The 26,155-nt window shown below is 74.9% G+C and carries 20 protein-coding genes; 6 read left to right on the forward strand and 14 right to left on the reverse strand.

The features are described 5' to 3' along the window. Positions 1 to 118 precede the first annotated feature (118 nt). The 3 genes from ACFYVJ_RS24525 to ACFYVJ_RS24535 are packed head-to-tail and all read left to right on the forward strand — an operon-like array spanning position 119 to position 3,695. On the forward strand, positions 119 to 1,309 hold the full coding sequence (locus tag ACFYVJ_RS24525) for a DegT/DnrJ/EryC1/StrS family aminotransferase (RefSeq protein ID WP_388895206.1): 1,191 nt from the start codon (positions 119 to 121) through the stop codon (positions 1,307 to 1,309). After that, positions 1,306 to 2,421, forward strand: coding sequence for a DegT/DnrJ/EryC1/StrS family aminotransferase (locus ACFYVJ_RS24530; protein ID WP_388895209.1), 1,116 nt, complete (start codon positions 1,306 to 1,308; stop codon positions 2,419 to 2,421). Before ACFYVJ_RS24525 ends, ACFYVJ_RS24530 begins: the two co-directional genes overlap by 4 nt. A gap of 11 nt (positions 2,422 to 2,432) precedes the next feature. Then, a complete protein-coding gene (locus tag ACFYVJ_RS24535; RefSeq protein WP_388895212.1) occupies positions 2,433 to 3,695 on the forward strand; it encodes a nucleotide sugar dehydrogenase in 1,263 nt (420 codons plus the stop codon). Positions 3,696 to 3,830: 135 nt separating this feature from the next. Here the strand turns inward: ACFYVJ_RS24535 and ACFYVJ_RS24540 are convergent, their stop codons facing one another. The 7 genes from ACFYVJ_RS24540 to ACFYVJ_RS24570 form a co-directional block, all read right to left on the reverse strand. Further along, positions 3,831 to 4,718, reverse strand: coding sequence for a BTAD domain-containing putative transcriptional regulator (locus tag ACFYVJ_RS24540; protein WP_388895434.1), 888 nt, complete (start codon positions 4,716 to 4,718; stop codon positions 3,831 to 3,833). 302 nt (positions 4,719 to 5,020) lie between these two features. Next, entirely contained in the window at positions 5,021 to 5,428 is a 408-nt protein-coding gene (locus ACFYVJ_RS24545; protein WP_388895215.1) for a DUF6917 domain-containing protein, read from the reverse strand. Next, positions 5,425 to 6,384, reverse strand: coding sequence for a Gfo/Idh/MocA family protein (locus ACFYVJ_RS24550; protein ID WP_388895218.1), 960 nt, complete (start codon positions 6,382 to 6,384; stop codon positions 5,425 to 5,427). Before ACFYVJ_RS24550 ends, ACFYVJ_RS24545 begins: the two co-directional genes overlap by 4 nt. Then, positions 6,374 to 7,480, reverse strand: coding sequence for an Ldh family oxidoreductase (locus tag ACFYVJ_RS24555; RefSeq protein WP_388895220.1), 1,107 nt, complete (start codon positions 7,478 to 7,480; stop codon positions 6,374 to 6,376). The genes ACFYVJ_RS24550 and ACFYVJ_RS24555 overlap by 11 nt, the downstream gene beginning before the upstream one ends. After that, positions 7,477 to 8,772, reverse strand: a complete 1,296-nt coding sequence (locus ACFYVJ_RS24560) for a M20/M25/M40 family metallo-hydrolase (RefSeq protein ID WP_388895223.1) — start codon at positions 8,770 to 8,772, stop codon at positions 7,477 to 7,479. Before ACFYVJ_RS24560 ends, ACFYVJ_RS24555 begins: the two co-directional genes overlap by 4 nt. Continuing rightward, positions 8,769 to 9,626 carry a sugar phosphate isomerase/epimerase family protein gene (locus ACFYVJ_RS24565; RefSeq protein ID WP_388895226.1) on the reverse strand — a complete coding sequence of 286 codons (858 nt, stop codon included), beginning with the start codon at positions 9,624 to 9,626 and terminating at the stop codon, positions 8,769 to 8,771. The genes ACFYVJ_RS24560 and ACFYVJ_RS24565 overlap by 4 nt, the downstream gene beginning before the upstream one ends. Then, positions 9,616 to 10,635 (reverse strand): Gfo/Idh/MocA family oxidoreductase, encoded by a 1,020-nt coding sequence (locus tag ACFYVJ_RS24570; protein WP_388895229.1) that lies wholly within the window; start codon positions 10,633 to 10,635, stop codon positions 9,616 to 9,618. Before ACFYVJ_RS24570 ends, ACFYVJ_RS24565 begins: the two co-directional genes overlap by 11 nt. 194 nt (positions 10,636 to 10,829) lie before the next feature. Here ACFYVJ_RS24570 and ACFYVJ_RS24575 point away from each other — a divergent pair, with 194 nt between their 5' ends. From ACFYVJ_RS24575 to ACFYVJ_RS24585, 3 genes are all read left to right on the forward strand, one after another. Beyond that, positions 10,830 to 11,630: a class I SAM-dependent methyltransferase gene (locus ACFYVJ_RS24575; RefSeq protein WP_388895232.1), complete on the forward strand. Its 801-nt coding sequence runs from the start codon at positions 10,830 to 10,832 to the stop codon at positions 11,628 to 11,630. 109 nt (positions 11,631 to 11,739) lie between these two features. Then, positions 11,740 to 12,933, forward strand: a complete 1,194-nt coding sequence (locus tag ACFYVJ_RS24580) for a benzoate/H(+) symporter BenE family transporter (RefSeq protein ID WP_388895235.1) — start codon at positions 11,740 to 11,742, stop codon at positions 12,931 to 12,933. Positions 12,934 to 13,217: 284 nt separating this feature from the next. Then, positions 13,218 to 15,002 (forward strand): FAD/NAD(P)-binding protein, encoded by a 1,785-nt coding sequence (locus ACFYVJ_RS24585; protein WP_388895238.1) that lies wholly within the window; start codon positions 13,218 to 13,220, stop codon positions 15,000 to 15,002. A 179-nt stretch (positions 15,003 to 15,181) separates the two neighbouring features. Here ACFYVJ_RS24585 and ACFYVJ_RS24590 read toward each other — a convergent pair whose 3' ends face one another. The 7 genes from ACFYVJ_RS24590 to nirB form a co-directional block, all read right to left on the reverse strand. Beyond that, the gene (locus ACFYVJ_RS24590; protein ID WP_388895241.1) at positions 15,182 to 17,437 is read right to left on the reverse strand and encodes an ATP-binding protein; all 2,256 of its coding nucleotides are present in this window, start codon (positions 17,435 to 17,437) and stop codon (positions 15,182 to 15,184) included. A gap of 269 nt (positions 17,438 to 17,706) precedes the next feature. Next, a complete protein-coding gene (locus ACFYVJ_RS24595; RefSeq protein ID WP_388895244.1) occupies positions 17,707 to 18,927 on the reverse strand; it encodes a sensor histidine kinase in 1,221 nt (406 codons plus the stop codon). A 425-nt stretch (positions 18,928 to 19,352) separates the two neighbouring features. Beyond that, positions 19,353 to 19,805 (reverse strand): GNAT family N-acetyltransferase, encoded by a 453-nt coding sequence (locus tag ACFYVJ_RS24600; protein WP_388895247.1) that lies wholly within the window; start codon positions 19,803 to 19,805, stop codon positions 19,353 to 19,355. A gap of 147 nt (positions 19,806 to 19,952) precedes the next feature. Continuing rightward, complete coding sequence (locus ACFYVJ_RS24605; RefSeq protein ID WP_388895250.1) at positions 19,953 to 21,218, reverse strand: NAD(P)/FAD-dependent oxidoreductase; 1,266 nt, start codon at positions 21,216 to 21,218, stop codon at positions 19,953 to 19,955. A gap of 500 nt (positions 21,219 to 21,718) precedes the next feature. Beyond that, positions 21,719 to 22,987 carry a deoxyguanosinetriphosphate triphosphohydrolase gene (locus ACFYVJ_RS24610; protein WP_388895253.1) on the reverse strand — a complete coding sequence of 423 codons (1,269 nt, stop codon included), beginning with the start codon at positions 22,985 to 22,987 and terminating at the stop codon, positions 21,719 to 21,721. A 137-nt stretch (positions 22,988 to 23,124) separates the two neighbouring features. Further along, a complete protein-coding gene (gene nirD / locus ACFYVJ_RS24615; protein WP_388895256.1) occupies positions 23,125 to 23,508 on the reverse strand; it encodes a nitrite reductase small subunit NirD in 384 nt (127 codons plus the stop codon). Then, complete coding sequence (gene nirB / locus ACFYVJ_RS24620; protein ID WP_388895259.1) at positions 23,505 to 26,153, reverse strand: nitrite reductase large subunit NirB; 2,649 nt, start codon at positions 26,151 to 26,153, stop codon at positions 23,505 to 23,507. Before nirB ends, nirD begins: the two co-directional genes overlap by 4 nt. Positions 26,154 to 26,155: the final 2 nt, after the last annotated feature.

Consider the following 26,155-nt stretch of genomic DNA (forward strand, 5'->3'; position numbering starts at 1 on the left):
CGCCGGCGGCCGCCCGCGGACCCGGCTCCTACCCCGGCGACTGCCACCCCGGACGGGTCGCGTGCAGGCAACAACTTGTCCGTGGCCGCCCCCGGAATCGCTCCCTACGCTGGCCCGTATGGCGCTCACCCACTCCGAAGCTGCGGCCCCACCTGTGCCGTTCTTCTCCCAGGCACGGAGTTTCACCGAGCTGTGGCCGCAGATCAGCGACCACGTCAACGCCGTCTTCGACCGGGGCAAGTACTCCCACGGCCGCCAGGTCGGGCAGTTGGAGCGCGCCGTCGCCGAGTACACCGGCGCCCGGCACGCACTCGGCGTGAACAGCGGCACCGACGCCCTCGTCCTGCTGCTCAGGGCCGCCGGCATCGGCCCCGGGGACGAGGTGATCGTGCCCGCGTTCACCTTCTTCGCCACCGCGTCGTCCGTCACGATGGCCGGCGCCCGTCCCGTCTTCGCCGACATCACGGCGGACGGCGACTACGCGCTGGACGCGGACTCCGCCGAGGCGCTCGTCACCGAGCGCACCCGGGCCGTGATGCCCGTGCACCTCTTCCACCAGCTCGCCGCGATGGACCGGCTCACGGACCTGGCGCAGCGCCACGACCTCAAGCTGCTGGAGGACAGTGCCGAGGGCATCGGCATGCGCTGGGACGGCGTGCACGCCGGGCTGCTCGGCGCCGGCGGCGTGCTCAGCTTCTTCCCCACCAAGACCCTCGGCGCCCTGGGCGACGCCGGGATGATCCTGACGGACGACGACGACATCGCCCAGCAGGCCGCGATCCTGCGCCACCACGGGCGGATGGGCAAGACGCTCGACCACATCGCCGGCATCTCCAACCTCTCCGGCGTCTCCGGCACCAACAGCAAGATGGACGACGTCCAGGCCGCGGTGCTGCTGGCCAAGCTGACCCGGCTGGACGCCGACATCGCCCGGCGCCGGGAGCTGGCGGCCGCGTACGACGAGCGGCTGCGCGGGCAGGAGGGCATCCACTCCCTGCCCCGGCTCGTGCCCCGCCCGGCCCAGGCGGACCCGGTGTTCTACGTCTACCTCATCGAGGTCGAGAAGCGGGACGAGCTGGTCGAGTTCCTCGCGGCCCGCGGCATCGGCACCGAGACGTACTACCCCCGCCCGCTCCACCTGCAGCCCTGCTACGCCGGCCCCGAGCACCCCGAGGGCTCGCTGCCGGTCGCGGAGCGGACCTGCAAGCGCACGCTGGCCCTGCCCTTCTACCCGGACCTCACCGAGGACCAGGTGGACATCGTCTGCGGGGCCGTCGCCGACTTCTACGCCGGAGGTGCCGACCGGTGACCATCCCGTTCTTCCCCGACGACCTCTTCGAGCAGGACCGGCAGGCGTTCCTCGACCTGCTCTACGAGGTCGGCACGGACGACGAGCAGAAGTTCATCCTCGGCCGGCGCACCGCGCAGCTCGAACGCGAGACCGCCGCCGCGACGGGCGTCGGGCACGCCGTCGCCTGCTCCAGCGGCACCGGCGGGCTCAACCTCGCCGTCCAGGCGGTGGGCGTGGGCCCCGGCGACGAGGTGATCGTGCCGGCGTTCTGCTGCCAGCCGGTGGCCAGTTCGGTGGCGAACCTCGGCGCGACCCCGGTCTTCGCCGACGTCGACCCGCACACCATGGTGATGGACCCGGCGAGCACCGAGGAGCTGATCACCGAGCGCACCCGGGCCCTGATGCCCGCCCACGTCTTCTCGATCATGGCCGACATGCCGGCCATGAACAAGATCGGCCGGGCGCACGGGCTGAAGGTGATCGAGGACGCCGCGGTCGCCCAGGGGGCGGTGCTCGACGGCACCCCGTCCGGCGCCTGGGGCGACCTCGGGGTGTTCTCCTACTTCCAGGTCAAGGCGTTCGGCACGGCCGGCGAGGGCGGCATGGTCGTCACGGACGACGAGGACCTGGCCCGCCGGGTACGGATGCTCCGCAACCACGGCCAGGACGGCATCACCCGGTTCCTGCACCACGAGATCGGCCAGAACAGCCGCTTCGACGAGATCCTGGCCGCCTTCCAGTTGCACCGGATCGGCGGCTTCGCGGACCGGCTGGAGCGCCGGGCCCGGATTGCCGACTACTACACCGAGCGCTTCGCCCCGCTCGCCGACCGCGGCCTCGTCGCGCCGCCCGCCGGCCGCAACGGCCGCTGCTACTACGTGTACTCGCTGCTCGTCGAGCGGCGCGAGGACCTGCGCGCCTGGCTCACCGAGAAGCAGATCGGCACGCACATCTACTACCCGGTGCCGCTGCCGCTCCAGCCCGCGTTCGCGAAGTACGCCCCCGAGGGAGCGGACTGGCCGCGGGCCAGGCAGGTCAGCGCGCGCAACCTGGCCATCCCGATCTGGCCCCACCTCACGGACTTCCAGGTGGAGTTCATCGCGGACTCAGTGTGCGAATTCTTCGATTAGGGAGTACGGGCATGGGCGAGAAGGTCGTCGTCATGGGGCAGGGCTACGTGGGCCTGCCGCTGGCCGTCGCCGCCGCGGAGCGCGGGTACGAGGTCGTCGGCTTCGAGGTCGACGAGGACCGGGTCAAGAAGCTCGCGGTGGGCGAGTCGTACGTCGGTGACGTGGACTCGGCGCGACTGGCGGCGCTGCTGGACAGCGGGGCGTACCGGCCGACGATGGAGCCGGACGACCTCGCGGGCTTCGACCTCGCCGTGATCACCGTGCCCACCCCGATGCGCGACGGCCTGCCCGACCTGTCGTACATCGAGTCCGCCGGCACCACCCTCGCCCGCTGGCTGCGGCCGGGGGCGGCGGTCTCGCTGGAGTCGACCAGCTACCCCGGCACCACGGGCGACGTCCTCGCCCCGCTGCTGGAGCGGCTGTCCGGGCTGGCCGCGGGCACGGACTTCCACCTCGGCTACAGCCCGGAGCGCATCGACCCGGGCAACACCCGCTGGACGTTCACCACCACGCCGAAGGTGGTCGCCGGGGTCGACGAGCGCTCCCGCCGCCGGCTGGCGGACTTCTACGGCTCGATCGTCGACCAGGTCGTGCCCGCGCCCACGATCCGGGTGGCCGAGATGGCGAAGGTGCTGGAGAACACCTTCAGGCACGTCAACATCGCCCTGGTGAACGAGCTGGCCATGCACGCGGAGGCGCTCGGCGTCGACGTGTGGGCCGCGCTGGACATCGCCGCCACCAAGCCGTTCGGCTTCATGCGCTTCACCCCGGGCCCCGGGGTCGGCGGCCACTGCCTCCCGGTGGACCCGCTGTACCTGTCGTGGAAGGTCGAGCAGGACCTCAGCAGACCGTTCCGGATGGTCGCGCTGGCCGACGAGCTGAACACCCAGATGCCCGAGTACGTGGTCCGCCGGGTCACCCGGGGCCTCGGCAGGCGCGGCCAGACGCTCCACGGCGCCCGGGTGCTGATGCTGGGTCTTGCGTACAAGCCGAACACCGGCGACGTACGGGAGTCGCCCGCGGTCCGTCTCGCGGAGCACCTGCTCGCGGAGGGCGCCCAGGTGCGGGTCGCGGACCCGGTGGTCTCGGAGGACCCGGGGGTCGCGGGGCTGGTGCGGGTGGAGCTGTCGGACGAGGAGGTCGAGGCGGCGCACGTGGTGCTGGTCGCCACGGACCACGACGCCTTCGACTACGCGCATCTCGTGGCGACGGCCGGCTATATCTTCGACTGCCGGCACCGGGTGCCGGCCGCGGACCATGTCGAATCGCTCTGAGCCGCGGGGCGAATTTCAGGACATGTGTACCGCAGTTCCGAAATACGTCCCGCGGAGTTCATATGGACATGGAAAAAGCACCTTCGGCGCGAACACCGAAGGTGCTTTTCCGGAAGTCAAGGAATGCGGGTGCCGCTATGCGCCCCTGCCGAAAGCGGCGGACGCCAGCGCGTGTTGCTCCATCCGGCCGGGCGGCACGAGGTCGAATTGGCTTGCGGGGACGGTTTTCGTCAGATCGGGACCGCGCAGGAGATCGTCCAATTCAGGATCGCAGGTCAGCACCGCCTGTTGCAGATTCCGGATCATCGGTGAGGGCTCCAGGCCCAGTTCCTCGCGGAGCGTCGTGCGCAGCCGGTGGACGACCTCCAGGGCCTGGCTGCGCCGGCCGGACCGGTACATCGCCAGGATGAGCCGCGCGTGCAGGCTCTCCCGGGTGGGCAGCTTGGTGGTCAGCGAACTCAGCTCGCCGAGCACCTCGCGGTGCCGCCCGAGCCGCAGGTCGGCGTCGATGCGCTGCTCCTGGACGCTCATGCGGTCCTCTTCCAGACCGACCGCGTACGCCCTGACCACCGGCCCGACCTGGACGTCCGCCAGCACCGACCCCTGCCATAACGCCAGTGCCCGGCCCAGCAGTTCGGTGGCCGCGACGTCGTCCTGGTACAGCTTGGACCGGCCGCTGGCGACGAGCGTGGCGAACGTGTTCGTGTCCAGCTCGTCCCCGCGCACCGTGAGCAGATAGCCGCCGTCACGCGTCTCCAGTATCCGCCGGGCCGCCTCCAGACTGCCCACCCGCGGCACCCGGCGCAGGATGCGCCGCAACTGCAGGATGTAGGACTGGACCGTCGAGAGCGCGGTGTTGGGCGGAGTGTTCTCCCAGAGTTCCTCTATGCATGTGCGCGTGGAGACAACCTGGTTGGCGTTGAGCAGGAGCAACGAGAGCAGTTGTCGTTGTTTGGGCGCCGTCGGAGTATAGGAACACCCCTGTTCGTGCATGCGCAGTGGACCGAGTAGGGAAAATTCCATCGCGCTCTCGAACCCTTCCGATAACTCGTGCACGTAAACGGAGGCTCGATCGATGATCACTCCCCCGTGATATCCCCCTGAGACCTCACGGGAGCGTAACCGAACGCATGGTTCGGCACAAGCAGTTTCACAGGCGGCCGGGTTACCGGGGCCCGCTGACCAGCGGTGCCGGGCCCCGGCAACAACTCGGCGCCAAGTCGGCCGCAATTGGTTCCCAAGCGCCGCGCAAGCGGTTCTTCAGCGAGCGGATCTTTCCGGGCGGCCGCGGCCGCCCGGCGGCGAAGGGAAGGGGCGGTCCGTGATCAGGGCTGCGGGCCGATGGACACCTTCATGTCCGGCGTCAGACCGAGTTCCCGGCCGGTGACGGTCGCGTCGACCGCGATGAGGATGTTGTAGTGGTTGGGGAAGTGGCAGGAGTCGAAGCCGAGTACGGAGCCGACCCGCTTGCCGTCGATCACCACCGGGTCGCCGCGGTCGACGACGCCGGCCTCGGAGATCTCCACGAAGCCGAGGAACCCGACCCGGTCGACCCGCGCGCCCGTGGTGGTGTCGAGCTGGTCCGTGGTGACGAGTTCGTGCACCTCGCCCCTGCGGACGCAGCGGCTGGCCCACTCGTCCACGGCCATCCCGCGGTCCTCGCGGCGGTGGACGAGGATCTTCACCAGCCGGCCCGAGATCGTCAGCTTGTCGCCGTCCTCGTGCGGATTCACCGCGCCGCTCCCGTCGTCGTCGGCTCGCCGGCCGTGCTCTCCCTGCGGTAGATCTCGGCGACCAGCTCCAGCGCCGCGAGCCCGCCCTCGGCGCGGTCCTCCCCGGCGCGCACCGCCTGGGCGAAGTCGGTCACGATGCCGCGGTACTCGTGCCACAGCGACTGCTTGAACTCCGGGTAGCCGTCGAGCATGTCGGCGCTGTGCAGCGAGCCGTCGGTGAGCCGGACCGTGACGTCCTTGCGCTCGCCCTCGTACGACCAGTCCAGCTCCACCCGGCCGCGGGCGCCGGAGGCGGCGGTCAGCGACACCTTCGCCTGCCGGTCGGTGCCGGCCCCGTCGCGTACCACCTCGGCCGACTCCAGCTCGACCGGGCCGAGGAACTGGCGCACGGTGTCGAAGGCGTTGGGCCCGTTGTCCGCCACGCAGCCGCCGCCGCAGCGGTCGGCGTCCAGGTACCAGGCGTCGGCGCCGGCGTGCTCCTCGATCTTCTCCAGGTAGCGCACGACCATCCACTCGATGCCGACCCCGGGCGGGATGGCCTCCAGCAGCGCGAGCGCGTTGCCGTTGTAGCGCCGGTGGAAGGCGGTGAACAGCACGACGCCGCCGTCGCGGGCCGCCCGCACCAGCGCGCGGCCGTCCGACAGCCTGGTGGCCAGCGGCTTCTCCACGCACACCGGCAGCCCGGCGGCGATCAGGTCGCCGCACACCGCCGCGTGCGCGTCGTTGGGCACGTTGACGACGGCCGCGTCCAGGCCGCCGGCCGCGAGCAGGTCCGCGTGGCTCGTGAAGCAGGGGACGCGGTCGCGGTACGGGGCCAGCGCCTCGTCCCGCAGGTCGCACACCGCGGCGAGTTCGACCCCCGGCACCTCCTCCAGCGCGGCGGCGTAGAAGCGGGAGATGACGCCCAGGCCGATCAGCCCGATGCGCAGCGGGCGGGTGGTGTCGTCACCGGTCATTGCGGTCCCCCTCCGGGAGCTTCAGGCCCAGGTCGTCGGCGACGGAGCGCAGTTCGCCGAGGAGCGCGTCCGCCACGGGCACGCCGTCGGCCAGCGCCGCGGCCTTCAGGTCCGCCTCCCGGCAGCCGGGGTAGACGACCTTGTCGGTCCCCGGCAGCGTCGGGCTGCCGGTGAGGGCGGCGAAGAGCCCGGCCGCCTGGCGGGTGAAGTCCTCCTCGGGGCGCAGCGCGCCGGGCGCGACGGCCAGGACGAAGAAGCCGATGTCGTCGTCGCGGCCGCTCGGGCCTCCGGTGCCGGAGTACGCCTCGGGGTCGGGGCCGAGCCCGGCGCCGGGCACCAGCGCGGCCAGCACCTCGACCAGCAGCGCGAGGCCGTAGCCCTTGTAGCCGCCGGTCTCCGGGTGGCCGCCGAGGAACAGCGGGAAGCCCTCGCCGCGGTCGAGCGCGTGCGGGTCCGTCACCCAGCGGCCCTCGGCGTCCTGCAGCCAGCCCTCGGGTATGGACCGGCCGGCCCGCGCCGCCTCGCGCACCTTGCCGGTGGGGGCGACGGTGGTGCTCATGTCGAGCACGAACGGCGCCTGCCCCGGGCCCGCCGGGGCGGCGGCGGCAAGGGGGTTGGTGCCGAGCATGGCGACCCGGCCGCCCGGCGGGCGGGCGATGCGCTGCCGGCCGCAGTTGGAGGCGATCAGCCCGATCATGCCGTTCTCGACGGCCCGGGCGGCGTGGAAGCCGGCGCAGCCGAGGTGCGTCGCGTCGCGTACGGACACCATGCCGATGCCGTACTGCCCGGCCCGCTCGGCGGCGAGGTCCATGGCCTCCGCGGCGGCCCACAGCCCCAGGCCCTTGCGGGAGTCGAGCAGCACGGTCGCGCCGCGGTCGGCGAGCACCTCGGGCTCGGCGGCGGGCGCGACCCGGCCGGAGGCGAAGAGCGGCAGGTAGAGGCGGGTGAGGTTGGCCAGACCGTGGGAGCGCATGCCCACGAGGTCGCCGTAGACGAGGGCTTCCGCGGCGGTACGCGCCCGGTCCTCGGGCACGCCCTGGGCCTGGAAGACCTCGGTGGTGAAGTCGGTGAGCTGGTGGTACGGCAGCAGGGTCATGACGATCCGTTCGTAGCGGAGGCGAAGGCGGCCACCATGGAGGCGACGCCGTCGGCGTAGTGCTCCAGGTCGGAGGCGTCGACGTACTCGTCCGCGGCGTGGGCGCCGTTGGCGTCGAGGTCCCCGGGGCCGTAGACGACCGTGTGCGCGTGCGGCAGGGCGTGGGCCCAGATGGCGTCGCAGGTGCAGGCGGGGGCGTCCGGCGGGGCGTACTCGAGACCGGCCCCGGTCAGCACCTGCTCCGCCCAGGCGTCGCGGCTGTCGAGCGCGGGCAGGCCGCGCTTGAGCCATGCCAGCCGGGTGATCCGGCGGGCGTCCCGCGCGGTGCGGGCGAAGTCCGGCAGCCCGCCGAAGACGGCGGCGAACTCGTCGATCCCGGCGGTCAGTTCGCGCTCCAGCGCCTCCTCCTGCGCCCGGCCGGCCGCGGCGGTGCGGTACGCCAGGTTCAGCAGCAGGGCGCCGGTGCCGTAGACCTTGTTGTGCGCGGCGCCGGTGTGCAGCCCGGCGACGCAGACCCGGCCCTCGGCCACCGCGCCGGGCAGCGTGCGCGCCAGCCGCTGGGCGAGGAAGCCGAGGAGTACGGAGGCGTTGTGGCCGGCCTCGGGGTGGTCGTCGATGGAGTCGGCGCCGGCGACGGCGATCCGGGCGGTGGCCGCCGCGGTCGCACGGGGCACGAGCAGGCCGCGGGTCGGCTCGCAGAACACGTTGATACGTCCCGTCCAGCCCTGCTCCACCAGCGGCCGGGTACCGAAGACGCCCATGGCGCCGCCCTCTTCGCCGGACACCGCCTGGATGAGCACGCCCACGTCGGTGCCGAGCGCCGGCACCCGGGTGATCGCGGCCCGCAGCCCGGCGAGCAGCGCGACCGCCGGCCCCTTGGCGTCGACGGCGCCGCGGCCGTGGAAGCGGTCGCCGGCCAGGTGCGGCGGCTTGCCGCCGGCGACCGTGTCGAGGTGCACGTTGAACATCAGGGTGCGCGCACGTGGCAGCGCGCCGCCGAGCCGCAGTACCAGGCTCGGCTGGCTGTCGAGGAACCCGTCGACCCGCCGCGCCATGTCGCGCACCTGCGCGGGCACGTCGGGCCGGTCCAGCCACTCGGGCCCGGGCGCGGCGTGGTACGCCACCTCGAAGCCCAGCTCGGCCGCGGCCCTGGCGTAGCGCATCTGCGCGTCGCGCAGCCGCGGCGGCTCCGCGTCCGGGCCGGTCTCCATCGGCCCGGCGGTCGGTAACCCGACCAGGTCGAGCAGCAGGTCGCGGTCCGCCCGCGACAGCCGTGTCTGCGCCGTGGTCATGCGGTCACCTTGCCGATCCTGGCGAGCAGTTCCTCCAGCGCCCGGCCGCAGGCGACGAAGGCCGCGCGGGTCTCGTCGTCGCCCGCGGTCGCGGACTCGTGCGGGCGCACCTTGACGTGCGGTTCGATGGACAGCGCGCCGGTGTAGCCGCGGTCGATCAGGTGCCGCAGGCAGTCCAGGACGCGGCACTCGCCGTGTCCCGGCAGGGTGTAGCGGATCTCGTCGCCCTCGACGACCGCGTCCTTGATCTGGACGTGCTCGATCCAGGGGGTGAGCTGGGGCAGCAGGTCGTAGGCCCGGTAGCCGTACGCGGGCCCGTTGCCGGTGTCGAAGACCAGGCGCAGGGCGGGGCTGTCGACGTACCGCAGGAGCTGGAGCATGCGGTCGGCGCTGGCGCCGGCCCAGCCGGCGCAGTTCTCGTGCAGCAGCACGAGCCCGGCGCGCTCGGCGCGCTCGGCGAGGATCGCCATGCGCCGCAGGACGACGGCGCGCCAGGCGCCGGGGCTCAGCCCGTCGTTGGGGTACGACATGACGCGGACGTACCGGGTGCCGAGCGTGGCGCAGCGCCCGGCGAGGACGTCCAGCTCGCGCAGGTCCTCGTCGAAGTCGCCGGTGACGGGGCGGGCCCAGTTGGCGATCCGGGAGTCGACGCAGTGCACGCCGAGCCCCGCGGCGCGCACGGCGCCGGCCAGTTCGCCGAAGGCGGCGTCGTCGAGGTCCGCGAGCGCGACGCCGTCGACGGACCGCAGTTCGATCAGCGGCCAGCCGAGTTCGTTCAGGGCGCCGGTCTGGACCGCCGCCGGGGCGCCCGCCTCGTCGCCGATCCCGCAGAGCGGGAGGGTGTCAGCCGGCATCACGTGCCTCCGTCCTGGAGCCGGACATGTGCTTGGCCGCGTCGAGCAGCCGGACGACCTGCATCTGGCGCCGCACCTGCGCGTCCAGCACGGCGTCGTCGGGGTCGTCGCCGGCGAGGTGCCGGTAGGTGTCGAGCAGGCAGGCGTCGAGGGCGAGGTCCGGGAACACGGACTCCGACCGGGGACCGTCCACGGGGCCCGCACTCAGGTGCGCGTAGTGGTCCTCGCTGCCGACCGGGTAGTGGCCGACGACGCGGCCGGAGGCGAAGTCCAGCTCGATGCGGCGCTCCCGGCGCGGCGAGGTGAGGTCGCACTCCAGCCGGCTCACCACCCCGGAGTGGTGCCGCAGCGTCAGCTCGGCCCCGCCCATGCCCGGCACCCGCCGGCCGCCGACGTCCACGTCGGTGAGGGCGGCGCCGGTGACGTCGGCGTCGCCGGCCAGCCGCAGCGCGACGCCGACCGCGTGCGGCGGCTCCACGTCGAAGGCCGTCTGGTGCCCGGCGCTGTTGAGGGTGCGGTGGATACGGGGCTTGTGCTGCCGTATCCCGATGTGCCGCAGCGGCCCGAACCGCCCGCTCTCGACGAGGTCCGCGAGCCGGTCGGTGAGCGTGCTGTGCAGCCAGGGCGCGACCACGGCCATCCGCAGCCCGTACTTCTCCCGGACCGCCGCCAGTTCGGCCAGCGCCTCGGCGGTGTCCGCGAGCGGCTTCTCCACCAGGACGTTGACGAATCCCAGCTCGCCGAGGGCGGCCAGCACGCCGGCCCGCTCCCCCGGCGGGGTGCACACGTGCACCAGGGTCGCCGCCGGGTCGAGCCGCAGCCGGGCCGCGGCCAGCGAGCCGACGGTCTCGATGTCCTGTCCTTCGTCCGGGTCGCCGGCCGGGCCCGTGTCGTACCCGAGCGGCGGCGAGGCGGAGAAGAGATCGGGGAAGCGGCGCCGCAGCCGCAAGAGCACCGGCAGATGGAGCTCCCGGCCGGAGCGTCCCAAACCGACGATGAATGTACGCAACACCGCATTCCTTACGGTCGTCCGTCCGGTACGAAAGCGTGGTACCTCAGCAGGCTACGGCGGGAGGCGGAGCCGGGGCGGTGGCAGATATCTGCCGTCCCGTACGGCCCGGGGACACGGAATTGCCATGGCCGCCCGGCAATTCCGGCTCCTACGCTCCCAACGCGAAAGCCGGATTATCTCTGGGGGCGCGTGTGTCCAACTCAGAACAGGCTGCCAAGCGTTATGTCTTCGACCCGCTGTGGGACCAGGAGACCGAACGGCTGCTGACCAACGAGGCGATCTGGGATCCCGGAACGAGCGAGCGGCTCGACCGGCTCGGCGTCGCCATCGGCTGGTCCGTGCTGGAGGTGGGCGCCGGCCACGGCGGCACCGCGGAGCGGCTCGCCGAACTCGTGGGCCCCACCGGCCGGGTCACGGCGGCCGACCTGGAGACCGGCCGGCTGGCGCGGCTGAAGGACAAGGGCATCGACGTGCTCCAGGTCGACATCACCACCGACGACCTGCCCGCGGGGCAGTTCGACCTGGTGCACTCCCGCATGCTCGTCCAGCACCTGCCCGACCGCCCGGCCGCGGTCCGCAAGATGGTCGCCGCGCTCAAGCCCGGCGGCTGGCTGTTCCTGGAGGACACCGACTCGCTGCCGCTCTTCCGCAGCGTGGTCTCCGAGGACTTCCTCCAGGACATCCGCGCGGCCGGCTACGGGCTGATGCGCGAGTCAGGGCACGAGCCCCGCGGCGGCCACTTCGACCTCCAGGCGGCGCTGGAGTGCGGCCTGGAGGACGTGTCCGCGGAGGGCCGGACGGTGATGATGCAGGGCGGCTCGGCGCAGGCGCGGCACTACCAGCTCTGGCTGGAGTTCATGCGCCCGCGGATCACCGGCGCCGGGCTCCTCGACGACGCGCGGATCGACGCCGCGCTGGAGGAGATGGCCGACCCGGCGAACCGCTGGCTGAGCCAGATCCTGATCTCCACCTACGGTCGCAAGCCGCGCTGAGGGGCGGCTACCGTGGCCGTGGCCGAGCCGCCGCGCCCGGACCCGCCGGGGCGTGCCGGTGCCGACCGGCCACGTCCCGCTCGCAGCACCCGCCTGACCGGAGCGCCTTTTGACCCCTGACGCGGCACCCGCGGCCAAGCGTCGGCCGGCCCTCACCGTCTCGACGGTGGTGGCCGGCGTCGTCGTGGTGGTGGTGTCGTACACGGGACCGGTCGCGGTGGTGCTCCAGGCCGCGCGTGCCGGGGATCTCACCGCCGGCCAACTGGAGTCGTGGCTCTGGGCGCTGTCCCTGGGCAGCGGCGTGACGTGCGTGCTGCTGAGCCTGGCGTACCGCGCCCCGGTGCTGACCGCCTGGTCGACGCCGGGTGCGGCGCTGCTGGTGACCGCGCTGGCCACGCACTCCTTCGCCGAGGCGATCGGCGCGTACGTGATCGCTGCGGTGCTCACCGTGCTGCTCGGCCTCAGCCGGCTCTTCGGCGCGCTGATGCGGCTGCTGCCGCCGGAGGTCGCGGCCGCCACGCTCGCCGGCATCCTGCTGGAGTTCGGGCTGCGGCTGTTCCGTACCGCGGACGGCGACCTGGCGCTGGTCGTCCTCATGCTCGGCGCGTATCTCGCCGGACGCCGCTTCGCCGCCTCCTGGGCGACCGCCTTCGCGCTGCTCACCGGCTGCGCCTGGACCGCCGCCACCGGCGGCTTCGGCACCTGGTCGGGCGAGGTGGGCGTGGCCGTGCCGGCGTTCACGGCACCGGAGTTCACGCTGGACGCCGCGGTGGGCATCGCGCTGCCGCTGTTCCTGGTCACCATGGCGTCGCAGAACGCCCCCGGGCTCGCCGTGCTCAACGCCGCGGGCTACCACCCGGACGCGGACCGCCTGGTCACCTCGACCGGCGCCGCCTGGCTGGTGCTGGCGCCGTTCGGGGCGCACGGGCTCAACCTCGCCGCGATCACCGCGGCCATCTGCAGCGGCCCTTCGGCCCATCAGGACCCGGAGCGGCGGTACGGTGCCGGGGTGGCGGCCGGCGTCGGCTACGTCGTCGTCGGGGTCTTCGGCTCGGCGTTCCTCGGCCTCTTCGCGGTCCTCCCGGCCGCGCTGGTGGCGGCCATCGCCGGCATCGCGCTGCTGGGCGCGACCGGCGGCGCGCTGGCCGCGGCGACGCGCGACGCGAGCCGGCTCGACAGCGCCCTCGTCGCGTTCCTCGTCACCGCCTCGGGCGTCGAACTCCTCGGCGTCGGGGCGGCGTTCTGGGGGCTGCTGGGCGGGGTGCTGACGCACCTGGCGCTGCACCGGCGGCAGGCGCACTGAGGGCGCGCCCTTTCCGCCGTAGCGGCCGGGCGGTGGAATCCGTACGGGAGTGGCCGGTGATTTCCGTGTGGCGCCGCGCACCTGCCCGGGTTTCGGGTGCCGGGCAGCGTACGACCGCGGCCCGCCGGGCGACATGGCAATGGCCCCGGCATTCGGCCCCGCGGGCTAGCAAGAATCAGCCGCTGTCCCGGGCCCGTCCGCGCGTTCAGGATGGCTGGGGCCTGACCAGCGACGCTCCGACCCCGCGCACCGGGGGTGAACTCCCCGGAGAGGGAGATCCTTTGATGAGCGAGAAGTCACTCGTGGTGGGAGTCGTCGGCGCCGGGCCGCGCGGCCTTTCGGTGGTCGAAAGGCTCGCCGCGCACGCCCGGCGGCTCGCCGCGGGGCGTGAAGTGACCGTCCATCTCATCGACCCGCGGCCGCCGGGCGCCGGCCTGGAGTGGCGCACCGGGCAGGACCGCTCCCTGCTGCTGGACACGGTGGCGGGCCGGGTGACGGCGTTCGCCGGCGAGGGCGTGCGGCCGGCGGGCGCGCCGCAGCGCCGCGGGCCCAGCCTGTACGAGTGGGCGCGGGCGCTGGCCCGTTCCGGCGCCGGCGGCGCGGACGCCGCCGAGGCGCGCCGGCTCGGCCCGGACTCGTACCCGACCCGGGCGCTCGCGGGCAGCTACTTCCGCTGGGTGTTCCGGCAGGTCGCCGTGGCGAGCGCGGAGTCCCTCGCGCTGCGGGTGCACGCGGAGCAGGCGGTGGCGCTGGACGACGGGCCCGGCGGCACCCAGGAGATCCTGCTCGCCGGCGGCCGGCGGCTGACCGGCCTGGACGCCGTGGTGCTCGCGCAGGGCCGGGTGCCGGTGCTGCCGACCGCGCAGGAGCGCGGATACGCCGCCTTCGCCGACGGGTTCGGCCTGGTCTACGTCGCCCCCGGGCACCCCGCGGACGCCGACCTGAGCGCGGTCGCCCCCGGTGAGCCGGTCGTCCTGCGCGGCCTCGGGCTGAACTTCTTCGACTACGTGACGCTGCTGACCACCGGCCGCGGCGGCCGCTTCGACCGCGACCGGGACGGCCGGGTCACCTACCGGCCGTCCGGCCGCGAGCCGCGAATCCTGTGCGGCGCCCGCCGCGCGGTCCCGTACGGGACGGGGGGCGGGCACCGCAACGGCGGCGGGCGGCAGGTGCCGCGGGTGTTCACCGAGGAGCTGACCGCCCGGCTGCGCGCACAGCGCGACGGGCCGCTCGACTTCCGCGAGTCCCTGTGGCCGCTCATCGCCCGGGAGATGGAGTCCGCGTACTACACCGCGCTGCTGCCCGGGCGCGACCGGCCGGAGCGGGCCCCGGTGCTCAGCGGCGTCCGCCGGAGCGCCGGGGCCCGGGCGGGCGCCCCGGGCGGGCCCGTCGAGGCCGCCCTCGACGTGCTGCACGACCTGCGCGACGAGGTCCGGCTCGCGGTCGACCACGCGGGCCTGGGCGGCGAGTCGCGCCGCCGCGACCTCGACGGCTGGTTCGCGCCGCTCGGCACCTACCTCTCCGGCGGCCCCGCGGCCCGGCGGACCGAGGAGCTGATCGCGCTCGTCCGCGCGGGCGTGGCGCGGATCGTGGGCCCCGGGATGCAGGTGGCGGCCGACCGGGAGGCGGGCAGGTTCGCCTGCGAGTCGCCGTCGGTCAGCGGCTCGCGCGAAACCGCCCGGGTGCTCGTCGAGGGCCGGCTGCCCGGCGTCGACCTGCGCCGCACCGCCGACCCGCTGCTGCGCCACCTGCTCGAAACACGGCAGTGCCGCCCGTACGAGCTGGGCCCCGGCAGGACCGGCTACGTCGCGGGCGGACTCGCCGTCACCGGGCGGCCGTTCCACGTCGTGGACGGGGACGGGGTGCCGCACCCGCGGCGGTTCGCCCTGGGCGTGCCCACGGAGTCGGCCGACGGGGTCACCGCGGCGGCGATCCGCCCGTCGGTGGGCTCGGCGACGCTCACCGACACCGACGCCATCGCCCGCGCCGTCCTCGCCCCCGCGGGAGCGCCGCCCCGCGGGCGCGACGACCTCGGGGACCGCCGGGCGGAGGAAGCGCGCCGGGGCTGAGCCGGGTGCCGGGCACCAGCACCGCACGGGGTGCCCGGCACCCGGACGGAGACCACCGGCCCCCGCGCCGTCGCGCGGGGGCCGGTGCTCGTACGACTCCGCCTGCCCGGGCGGCGGGACGGGAGGTCGGGCGGTCCCGACGGGTCCGCCGCTCGCGGGCGGGGGGCGGTACGGGGACTTCAGCCCGAGAGCCGGGCGGTGGCGCGGCCCTGCACGATGCGGGCCACATGCACCCGGGACGGGCAGTCGAGCCGTTGCATGACCTGCCGCAGGTGGTTGACCACCGTCCACTCGGACAGTTCGAGCGCGCGGGCGATCTGCCGGTTCGTCATCCCCTCGGCCACCAGCTCGGCCACCTGGAGCTGACGGTGCGTCAGCCGTTCGAGTCCGCCCGCGGGCGCGGCTTCCGCCTCCTCGCGCGCCGCCTCCGCCAGCGCGGCGCGCGCGGCGAGGAGCACGCCCCTGCGGCCGTCGGGGGCCGCGGGCTCCGGCGGCACGTCCTCGCCCCGCGGGGGTATCCGGTCGGCCAGTGCTCCCAGCCGCCGGTACGCCTCCCCGCCGGCCGGCACCGTCCCGGCTGCCGCGACGAGCACGGCACGGACGTCCCGTACCGGCGCGGCGTGCGCCAGCAGCAGTTCCACCGCCTCGCCGGCGCCGGCCCTGGCGCGGGCGTGGCCGCGCTGCGCCACCGCCAGCGCGGCCAGCGTCAGCGCCGCCTGCCGCGGCTCGCCCAGCTCCAGCAGCCCGCGCGCCGCCTTCACCAGCGGTTCCTCCGGCTGCCGCCGGCCGATCGCGGCGCGCGCGGCGGCGAGCGTACGCAGCACGCGGGCGGCCGCGACCGCGCCGCCCGGGGCGCGCTTGCCGGCGAGCGCGAACTCCGCCTGCTGGAGGGCGGCCACGGCGTCGCCGCGGCCCAGCAGCAGTTCGGCGCGGAGCGCCGCGGCGCGGGCGGCGGCGTCGAGGCCGCGGCCGAGGCGTTCCACGTACACCTCGGCGCGCGCCCAGTCGCCGTCCGTCAGGGCCCAGCGGGCGGCGGCCTCGGCGGCCTGGGCGCCCTCGGCGCCGGTGAGCGCCGCCAGGGAGCCGTCGAGCAGCGCGCCGGCGGTGCCGAGGAGGTCGTGTACGGTCCACGCCTCCTCCAGCGCCAGCAGCAGCCGGGCCGCCGCGGGGTGGTCGCCGGCCTCCTGGTTCAGCCGGGCGATCACGAACAGGTCGGGCGTGCGCTCGGCCACCAGCTCCAGCCAGTACGCGCGCTCCTTGGGCAGCCGCAGCCCCTGCCGGGCCTGGAGCGCGAACTCCAGCGTGTGCGCGGCGTGCCGCGCCCGGGTGGCCGCCAGGTCCGCGGGGTCCGCGGCCAGCCGCGTGCGGTAGTGGTGGCGGGTGGCGCGGAACATCCGGAACTCGGGCTCCGCACCCTCGCGTTTGACGCTGTGCAGCAGACTCTTGCGGACCAGCGCGTCCAGGCCCTGCACGGTCTGGGCCCAGTTGAGGCCCGCGACCTGCTGGGCCACGGCCAGGTCGAAGGTGGCCTCGCAGACCGAGAGGCGGCGCAGCAGTTGCAGCTCGCCCGCGGTGAGCGCCGCGTCGCCCCAGGAGAGCGCGGCGTTCATGGAGCCGTGCCGGGACGGTACGTCCACCAGCCGCCTGCTGTAGAGCTGTTCGCCGTCGCGTATGCGCTGGAGCATCCGGCGCGGGCTGAGGGCGCCGACCGCGCGGGCGGCCTCTTCCACCGCCAGCGGCACGCCCTCCAGGAGGGCGCAGATCTCCGCGATGCCGTCGCGGTCCGCGGCGGAGGTGACGGCCCAGCGGTAGTGCGGCTGGAGGCGGGCGACGAACAGCCGCGCCGCGTCGGACGCCGCTGACGGTCCCGCCGTCCCGGCGGCGCCGGTGGCCAGCGGGCCGAGTGGGAAGATCCGCTCGGCGTGGATGTCGAGCGCGATCCGGCTGGTGAACACCACGCACAGCCTGGGGATGCGCCGCAGCAGGACGGCGATGTCGCCGGCGACGGCGCGGGCGGCCAGGTCCCCGTTGTCGAGGACGAGCAGCAGCTCGCGGTCGGCGGCGCGGCCGGCGAGCGCCGTCCAGGCCGCCTCCCGGGCGTCGCCTTCCGGCGGCCGGCTCAGGGCCGCCGCGACCCGCGTCCAGACGCCGTCCGCGTCGGCGGCGGCGGCCAGGTCCACGCTCACCGCGGCGGCGGGATCCGTGCCGGCACGGTCCGCGAGCGCGGCGCGTACGAGGGCGCTCTTGCCCACGCCCGCCAGGCCGGTGACCGTCAGCAGCCGGCAGCCGGGGGCCGCCAGCCGGGCCCGGATCTCGGCGATCTCCTGCTCCCTGCCGATCAGGGTGTCGTGGAGCCCCGGGGGTCCGTCGGGAGCGAGGCCGGCGTCCCATTCGCCGGGCGCCGCAGAGCGGGTCAGTTCCACGAGAATGCTCACCAGATTGCCCCCTTGGCAGCGTCGATCAGGTGGTCCCCCGAGAGCACCAACAACGTCGCCTCTTTCCGGTGCATCTCATCTCCCCGAATCGCGTGACCAGCGTGCGCTGCGCACATCCAGAACCGCTGAAGGATCGGTGGAAGAGCAGGCCCGGTCACGCGTATCCGCGCAGGTGCGCCCGCAGGCGGGCGCGGGTGCCCGCGCGGCGGGCGGCCGCCGGCCGCGTGCGGCCGCCCGAAGGCGGCGGCGCCGCGGCCGGCGCCGGCGGCTCAGGCGTCCGCCTCCCGGGCGCACGGCAGCACCGCGGCCACCGCGAAGCCGGCCGCGCAGGGGCGGTGGCCCGCGGTGAGCAACCCGCCGACGCTGCGGGCGCGTTCGCGCATCCCGGCGATGCCGTAGCCCTCGCGCCGCGGGCCCCCCGCGGGGAGCGGCAGCCTGCCGCGGCCGGCCGGTCCTTCGTCGGTGACGGAGACCGACAGCGCCTGGGCGTCCCGGTCGTAGCGCACCTCGACCAGCACCCGCACGCCGGGCCCCGCGTGCTGCACGGCGTTGGTCAGCGACTGCTGCACGATCCGGTACGCGGCCGCCCCCACCGCCTGCGGCACCTCGAGCTCGGCCACGACTTCCAGCCGCACCCGCGCGCCCGCCGACTGCGCCGCCTCGGCCAGCCCTTCGAGTCCCGCGAGCCCGGGCAGCGGCCCGGTGGCGTCCTGGCCGCCGTCGCCCGTGCGCAGCACCTGGAGCGTCGTGCGCAGCTCCGCGCGGGCGTGCCGGCAGGTGCCGGCGATCCCGTCCAGCGCCTCGGCGACGGCCTTCCGGTCGAGCCGGTCCGGGTCGGAGACGAGGAGGTGGGCCGCGACGGAGGTCTGCACGCCGATCAGCGTGATGCTGTGCGCCAGCAGGTCGTGCAGGTCGCGGGCGATGCGCAGCCGCTCCTCGACCACGCGTCTGGCCGCGGTCTCCTCCCGGGTGCGCTCGGCCCGTTCGGCCCGCTCGACGATCGCGGAGAGGTAGTTGCGGTGCACCCGCGCGGCCTCGCCGAAGAGGGCGACGGCGATGACCCAGCCGGATACCCGCAGGATGTCCATGGCCCGGCTCATGTCGACCGTCGTCAGCACGCCCGTCAGCCCACCGAGCAGTCCCCCGACGACCAGCACGGTGCGCAGCCGGGGCCCGGCGAAGGCCAGCGAGTAGACGGCGACGACCGTGGCGGGCACGGGCGCGTGGTGGACGTTCTGCAGCCCGTGGTACGGGAGCTGGAAGGCGATGACCGCCACGAACGTCCCCATCGGCGCCGGCCGCCGCCAGGCCAGCGCGGCACAGTTCGCCATCAGCAGCATCCAGCCCACCGCGTCCGGCCGGTGGGCACCCACCTCGACCTCCGCCAGCGTCGCGAGCCCCGCCGACATCGCCGCCACGGCGACCGCGAGCGCCATGTCCCTGCGGAGGGGCATCACGAACCGCCCCTGTACCGATATCGGTGACGGCATGCGGTTCTTCCTCACCCGGACGACCCGGTCGTGTCGTCGCGGGGAGGGCCCGGGCGACGGTGGAAGCCCCGCCGGGCGGCCCTTGGGGGTGCCGCCCGGCGGGGCGGGGACCGCGGGTTCCGGCCGGGGGAACCGGAGCCCGCAGGCTGGTGGGTTGAGCACCGCGCCGGCCGCCGGACGCCTCCCGTCGCGGACCCGGCCGGGGGGAGCGGGCCCGCACGGGAGGCGGACGAGCCGCCGCTGCCCGGACACCTCCCCCACCCGTTCGGGACGACTGCTGTTCCCGTGCTGTACGTATCCAGCGTCCCGGCAGCCCGGGCGGGTGTCCTCGCTCCCGCGACCGAGACCGGCGCTACTGCCCCGGGCGACCCGGGCGGACCGCTACTCCCGCGGGAGTACCCGCCGGTAGTAGTGCGCCCGCCCGGTCAGCCGCCGGGGGTGAGCTTCCTGGCCATCACGACGTGCGGGCCCACGCCCGCGATGTCGAACTCGGCGCCGCGCGTCTCGAAGCCGTGCCTGAGGTAGAAACCGGCCGCCGAGGTACGGGCGTTGCACCAGACCAGGTGCGCCTCGCGGGCCGCCGACTCGGCGAGGCCCGCGGCGAGGACCGCGACGCCGTAGCCCCGCCCGCGGACGGCGGGGGCGCTGGCCATGCCGCGGAAGCGGTAGGCGGGGGTGCCGTCGCCGGGGAGGAGTTCGGGGCAGAAGGAGACGCAGGCCGCGAGCGCGCCCTGCTCGTCGTACGCGGCGAGGTGGAAGGCGCCGGGCGCGGTGTCCTCCGCGAACTCCGCCTCGGCGGGCGGGCGTCCGGGCAGCAGCACGGAGTGGCGCAGTGCGAAGATCTCGGCGACGTCGACCCGGGCGGTGCGGATGGCCATGCGCCGAGGATAGGCCGGGCCCTCGGGACTCCCGGCGTGCGGGGGGGGGCGCTGTCCTTACGGCGGCGGCTTCCCCTGTGCGCGCCGCGGGCCCGCGGCCGTCACGTGGACGGCAGTCGGGCCCGCAGCGGCCCGGTCCGATTTCCCCTACGCGATCAGGTCCGCCAGCGGCACCGCCGGGTCGCCCAGCCGCTCCGCGTCGACCTTCGCGCCGGAGCGGATGAGGTTCTGGATGCCCTCGGTGACGTCCCACACGTTCATGTTCATGCCCGCGAGCACCCGGCCCTCCTTGAGCCAGAAGGCCACGAACTCCCGCCGCCCCATGTCCCCGCGGCACACCACCTGGTCGTACGACCCGGGCGGCGCGTGCCCCGAGTACTCCAGGCCCATGTCGTACTGGTCGGAGAAGAAGTACGGCACCCGGTCGTACGTCACGTCCTGCCCGAGCATGGCGCGGGCCGCGGCCGGGCCGCCGTTGAGCGCGTTCGCCCAGTGCTCCACCCGCAGCCGGCCGCCCCCGGCCGCGGGGTGGGTGAACGCGGCGACGTCGCCGGTGGCGTAGACGTCCGGGTCGGAGGTGCGCAGCGAGGCGTCGGTGGCGATGCCGCCGCCCTCCGCGGGCGGCACCACGTCGAGCCCGGCGGCCTCGGCGAGCGCGGTGCGCGGGGCGGCGCCGATGGCGGCCAGCACGTCGTGCGCCGGGTGCTCCTCGCCGTCGTCGGTGAGCGCGGCCAGCACCATGCCGTCCCTGCCCGTGATCGCGGTGAGCCGGGCGCCGAAGTGGAACTTCACGCCGTGCTCGCCGTGCAGGTCGGCGAAGACCTGGCCGATCTCCGGACCGAGCACCCCGTGCAGCGGCGTGGGAGCCGGCTCGACGACCGTGACTTCCGCCCCGTAGGTGCGCGCCGCCGCGGCGACCTCCATGCCGATCCAGCCGGCGCCCGCGATGACGAGCTGGCCGTTGTCCCGGCCGAGGGCGGCGAGGACGCCGCGCAGCAGCTCGGCGTGCGCGAGGCGGCGCAGGTGGTGGACGCCGGCGAGGTCGGTGCCGGGGATGTCGAGGCGGCGCGGCTCGGCGCCGGTGGCCAGGAGGAGCTTGTCGTAGTGCACCCGGGTGCCGTCGCCGAGGGTCACGGTCTTCGCGGCGCGGTCGAGCGCGGTGACGGTCTGCCCGAGGTGCAGCTCCACCTCCGCCTCCGCGTACCAGCCGGACGGCTGCGCGAAGACGCTGTCGCGCTCTTCCTTGCCGAGGAGGTAGCCCTTGGACAGCGGCGGTCGCTCGTACGGGTGGTCGCGCTCGTCGCCGATGAGGATGACCCGGCCGGTGAACCCTTCCGATCGCAGCGTCTCTGCTGCTTTCGCACCGGCCAGTCCTCCACCGACGATGACGAACGTCTGATGTGCGTCGACCACTTCACGCCTCCTAGCTCCCTGGCCCCGACCATCCATTTTGCCGTGTCCTCGGCTGCGTTGCCGACACCGCGAGCCTCCCGCACGGAGGCGTGACGGCGGAAGGGGGAGGCGCGCCAGGGCTGGGCGGACGGGCGGGGTGGCGGACGGGACGGGCGGGAGGCACGGCGGCCCGCGAGCGGCGGCGGTGCAGGGGCGGGTGGTGGGAGAACAGGCTGGTGGGGGCGGTGATGGGCGGGTACGGGGGCGGTTCGTGGCTCCGGTGCGCGACCGGGGGCGCTCCGGGCTCCCCGTCCGCCCCCGTGCCCGACGACGCGCCGGTGGCCGGATCTCGCCGTTCACCCCGGCGGCGGTCGTGGCGCGGGGGGGCGGGCTCCCCCTGCGTACCGGGTGCGCCGCCGTTCCCGTACGGCCTGCGGCCGCCGTCTCCGTACGCCCGCGCACCGTTCCCGTACGGCCTGCGCCGCCCTCTCCCGTACGCCTCTCCCCCGGCCTCCCCCGCCCTACCCCGTCAGCCGCGCGTGCAGCCGCCGTGCCGCCGCGTCCGTGAGAGCCGCGATCTGGTCCACCACCGCCCGCAGCCGCCCCGCGTCGTCCGCCGCCTCCTCGTACAGCGCCCGGAACTGCGGGTCGAGCCCGGCCGGTGCCCCCGCCGTCAGCGCCCCGGCCAGCTCCCCCAGCACCACCCGCTGGTCCGCCCGCAGCCGCGCCTGGTCGGGGCGCTGCATCACGAACCGGTCCGCGACCGCCTTGAGCACCGCGCACTCCAGCTTCTCCGCCCGCGGCACGATCAGCTCGGCGGCGTAGCGCGACAGCGGGCCGGTGCCGTACGCGGCGCGCGTGGCGCCCTCGGCCGCGAGGCAGAACCGGCCGATGAGCTGGCTGGTGGCGTCCTTGAGGCGGGCCTGCGCGGCGGCGGTGCCGTCGTAGCCGTGCGGCCACCACTCCTGGGCCAGCAGCCGGTCGAGCGCCTCGGCGAGTTCGGCGGCGTCCGTGCCCGGCGCGTACCGCCCGGCGGCGACGGCGAAGATCTCGGCCCGCTCGGGACCGGCCAGCAGCACCGCGGGGTCGAAGTGGCCGGCGTGCAGACCGTCCTCGACGTCGTGCACCGAGTAAGCCACGTCGTCGGACCAGTCCATGACCTGCGCCTCGAAGCAGGTGCGGCCCGCGGGACCGCCGGGCGCGCCCGCGCGCAGCCAGTCGAAGACCGGCACGTCGTCGGGGTAGACGCCGAACTTCACCGCGTCCGGGCCCGCCGGGTGGCCGCCGCGCTGCCAGGGGTATTTGGTGGCGGCGTCCAGGGCCGCCCGGGTGAGGTTCAGCCCCACGGACCTGCCGTCGTCGGTGAACCGCTTGGGCTCCAGCCGGGTGAGCAGCCGCAGCGACTGCGCGTTGCCCTCGAAGCCGCCGCAGGGCCCGGCCAGCTCGTCGAGCACCTGCTCGCCGTTGTGCCCGAACGGCGGGTGCCCGAGGTCGTGCGCCAGACAGGCGGTCTCGACGAGGTCGGGGTCGCAGCCGAGCGCGGCGCCCAACTCGCGGCCGACCTGGGCGCACTCCAGCGAGTGCGTGAGCCGGGTGCGGGGCGTGGCGTCGGCGAAGGTGACGGCCTGGTCGTCGCTCACGCCCGGCGTGACGACCTGGGTCTTGCCCGCGAGCCGGCGCAGCGCGGCGGAGTGCAGCACGCGGGCGCGGTCGCGCTGGAAGGCGGTGCGGCCGGGGCGCTTGTCGGGCTCGGGGGCCCAGCGTTCGAGGTCGGCGTCGGTGTACCCCATGGACGGAACGGTAGCCCGGGCGGTGCGCGGGGGTTCGGGCGGTACGGGCCTGACGCCCGGTTCGTACGGGATGGCGCCTCCGGTACCCACCGGTCCCCGGCGCGCGCCGGGACCGCGCCCCGCTCGCGTGCCTTCCGCTACGCCGCCACCTCCGCGATCCGCGTCTCGTACGCCGGCACCGCCACCTCCTCGTCGTCCAGGCACCGCCCCGTCGCCAGGTCGAACCGCTGCTTCAGCAGCGGCGACGCCACGAACGGCCGGCCGCCCTCGGCCGGGGGCGCAGACCCGAGCAGCCCCCGCGACAGCACGTACGCGCCGGTGAACGGGTCGCGGTTGCCGATCGCGTAGGCGGCGCCGGTGCGGCCGAGGAAGAGCGCGATCTGCGTGCCGTCCGGCAGCAGCGCCGCGACGCCGCGGCCGCGGGTGAGGAGGTCGAGGCCGCACACCGGGTGCCAGCGCCCCGCGGTGCGGATCTCGACGCGCAGTACGGTCCGCGCGGGCGCGTACGCCGTGGTGGTCATGCGGATGCTCCTTCCAGCGTCCCGCGCACCGGGATGGCGGGGCCTGACAGCAGGGTGAGGTCGGGCTTGACCTGGTCGCGCTCGGGGACGAACCGCACGCTGGGGTCCGGCACGCCGGGTGCGTTGACGAACGAGACGAAGCGCGCGAGCCGTTCGGGGTCGGCCAGGGTGGCGGCCCACTCGTCGCGGTAGTGCGCGACGTGCGCGGCCATCTGCTCCTCCAGCTCGGCGCCGATGCCGAGGGAGTCGCCGACGACGACGTCCCGCAGGTGGCCGAGGCCGCCCTCCAGCCGCTCCAGCCACACCGAGGTGCGCTCCAGCCGGTCGGCGGTGCGGATGTAGAACATCAGGAACCGGTCGACGAGCCGGACGAGTTCGTCGTCGGCGAGGTCCTGGGCGAGGAGGTCGGCGTGCCGGGGGGTGGCGCCGCCGTTGCCGCAGACGTACAGGTTCCAGCCGCTCGCGGTGGCGATGACGCCGAAGTCCTTGCCCTGCGCCTCGGCGCACTCGCGCGAGCAGCCGGAGACGGCGGCCTTCAGCTTGTGCGGCGAGCGCAGCCCGCGGTAGCGCAGCTCCAGGTCGATGGCCATGCGGACGCTGTCCTGCACGCCGTAGCGGCACCAGGTCGACCCCACGCAGGACTTGACCGTCCGCAGCGCCTTGCCGTAGGCGTGCCCGGACTCGAACCCGGCGTCGACCAGCCGGGCCCAGATGGCGGGGAGCTGGTCGACGCGGGCGCCGAAGAGGTCGATGCGCTGGCCGCCGGTGATCTTCGTGTAGAGCCCGAAGTCGCGCGCCACCTCGCCGAGCACGATGAGCTTGTCCGGGGTGATCTCGCCGCCGGGCACGCGCGGGACGACGGAGTACGAGCCGTTGCGCTGGAGGTTGGCGAGGAAGTGGTCGTTGGTGTCCTGCAGGGCGCCCTGTTCGCCGTCGAGTACGTAGCCGGCGGCGCCGATCTCCGGCGCGAGCGAGGCGAAGATCGAGGCGACGGCGGGCTTGCACACCTCGCAGCCGTCGCCGCTGCGCGCCTCCTCGCGGCCGTGCTCGTCGAGGAGGCGGACGTACGAGCTGATGCGCTTGACGCGGACGATCTCGTACAGCTCGGTCCTGGTGTGGGCGAAGCAGCGGCACAGGCCCTTGTCGACGGCGACGCCCCGGGCCGCCAGCTCGTCGTTGACCAGCGCGGTGACGACCTTCTCGCAGGAGCCGCAGCCGGAGCCGGCGCGGGTGCACTTCTCCACCTCGCGCGCGGTGGTGCAGTCGTGTTCGGCGACGGCGCCGCGGATGGCGGCCTTGGTGACGTTGTGGCAGTTGCAGACGACGGCGTCGTCGGGGAGCGCGGCCGGCCCGAGGGCGGCGGGGGCGCCGGCGCCCGGGGGGAGCACCAACTGCTCGGGCGGCACCGGCGGCACGCTGCCGGTGAGCGGGCGGAGCATGCCGTACGCGTCGGTGTCGCCGACGAGGACGCCGCCGAGGAGGGTGCCGTCGCGGGCGACGACGAGCTTCTTGTAGAGGCCGGCGCGGGAGTCGGAGTAGACGACGTCGAGGCAGTCGTCGGCTTTGCCGAGGGCGTCGCCGAAGGAGGCGACGCCGACGCCGAGGAGCTTGAGCTTGGTGGAGGTGTCGGCGCCGGTGAAGGTCTTGGGGGCGGCGGCGGGGGCGTGCCGGGCGGCGGCGATCGCGGCGGCGGCGGTCTCCGCCATCTCGTACCCGGGCGCGACCAGCCCGTAGACCCGGCCGTCGGCGGCCTGCGCGCACTCGCCGATGGCGAAGACCGCGGGGTCGGAGGTACGGCACCGCTCGTCCACGGCGACGCCGCCGCGTTCGCCCACGGCCAGGCCCGCCTCGCGGGCGAGCCGGTCCCGGGGGCGTACGCCCGCGGAGAAGACGACGAGGTCCGCGGCGACGGCCGAGCCGTCCGACAGCTCCATCGCGGTCACCGCGCCCGCGGCGTCGGTGCGGATCTCCTTCCCCGCGACCCCGGTGCGCACGTCGAGCCCCAGGTCGCCGATGGTGCGGCGGAGCGCGGCGCCGCCGCCCTCGTCCACCTGGACGGGCATGAGCCGCGGCGCGAACTCCACGATGTGCGTCGCCAGCCCCAGCCCCCGCAGCGCGCCCGCCGCCTCGAGGCCGAGCAGCCCGCCGCCGACGACGACGCCCGCACTCGCCCCCTGCGCGTACGCCTCGATGGCCAGGACGTCCTCGACCGTGCGGTAGACGAAGCAGCCGCGGGCGTCCTTGCCGGGGACGGGCGGGACGAAGGGATACGAGCCGGTGGCCAGGACCAGCACGTCGTACCCGACGGTGCGGCCGGCGGCGGAGGTGACGGTGCGCGCGGTGCGGTCGACGGCGACGGCGGGGTCGCCGACGTGCAGTTCGATGCCGTGCTCCGCCATGAACCCGCCGGGGGTGACGGAGAGCCCTTCGGGGGCGGTGCCGGAGAAGTAGGAGGTGAGGTGCATGCGGTCGTAGGCGGGGCGGGGCTCTTCGCAGAAGACGACGACGCGGGCGGTGCCGGTGACGCGGTGCTCGGCGAGGGCTTCGAGGAAGCGCTGCCCGACCATGCCGTGTCCGACGAGCACGATGGTGCGGGGTGCCTGCGGCGGCTGCGGGGCCGGCGGCGTGCGGGTGGTCGTCGACATCG

Origin of the sequence: Streptomyces sp. NPDC004134 (genome assembly GCF_042874195.1) — a bacterium.
GTDB lineage: Bacteria > Actinomycetota > Actinomycetes > Streptomycetales > Streptomycetaceae > Streptomyces.

What these genes read in the sequence shown, in the direction of transcription:
- ACFYVJ_RS24610 (WP_388895253.1), bottom strand. Translation starts at nt 22,987, where the DNA reads ATGGGGTACACCGACGCCGACCTCGAACGCTGGGCCCCCGAGCCCGAC.
- ACFYVJ_RS24555 (WP_388895220.1), bottom strand. Translation starts at nt 7,480, where the DNA reads ATGACCCTGCTGCCGTACCACCAGCTCACCGACTTCACCACCGAGGTC.
- ACFYVJ_RS24595 (WP_388895244.1), bottom strand. Translation starts at nt 18,927, where the DNA reads ATGCCGTCACCGATATCGGTACAGGGGCGGTTCGTGATGCCCCTCCGC.
- nirB (WP_388895259.1), bottom strand. Translation starts at nt 26,153, where the DNA reads ATGTCGACGACCACCCGCACGCCGCCGGCCCCGCAGCCGCCGCAGGCA.
- ACFYVJ_RS24585 (WP_388895238.1), top strand. Translation starts at nt 13,218, where the DNA reads ATGAGCGAGAAGTCACTCGTGGTGGGAGTCGTCGGCGCCGGGCCGCGC.
- ACFYVJ_RS24600 (WP_388895247.1), bottom strand. Translation starts at nt 19,805, where the DNA reads ATGGCCATCCGCACCGCCCGGGTCGACGTCGCCGAGATCTTCGCACTG.
- ACFYVJ_RS24550 (WP_388895218.1), bottom strand. Translation starts at nt 6,384, where the DNA reads ATGACCGGTGACGACACCACCCGCCCGCTGCGCATCGGGCTGATCGGC.
- ACFYVJ_RS24535 (WP_388895212.1), top strand. Translation starts at nt 2,433, where the DNA reads ATGGGCGAGAAGGTCGTCGTCATGGGGCAGGGCTACGTGGGCCTGCCG.
- nirD (WP_388895256.1), bottom strand. Translation starts at nt 23,508, where the DNA reads ATGACCACCACGGCGTACGCGCCCGCGCGGACCGTACTGCGCGTCGAG.
- ACFYVJ_RS24540 (WP_388895434.1), bottom strand. Translation starts at nt 4,718, where the DNA reads ATGGAATTTTCCCTACTCGGTCCACTGCGCATGCACGAACAGGGGTGT.
- ACFYVJ_RS24560 (WP_388895223.1), bottom strand. Translation starts at nt 8,772, where the DNA reads ATGACCACGGCGCAGACACGGCTGTCGCGGGCGGACCGCGACCTGCTG.
- ACFYVJ_RS24525 (WP_388895206.1), top strand. Translation starts at nt 119, where the DNA reads ATGGCGCTCACCCACTCCGAAGCTGCGGCCCCACCTGTGCCGTTCTTC.
- ACFYVJ_RS24565 (WP_388895226.1), bottom strand. Translation starts at nt 9,626, where the DNA reads ATGCCGGCTGACACCCTCCCGCTCTGCGGGATCGGCGACGAGGCGGGC.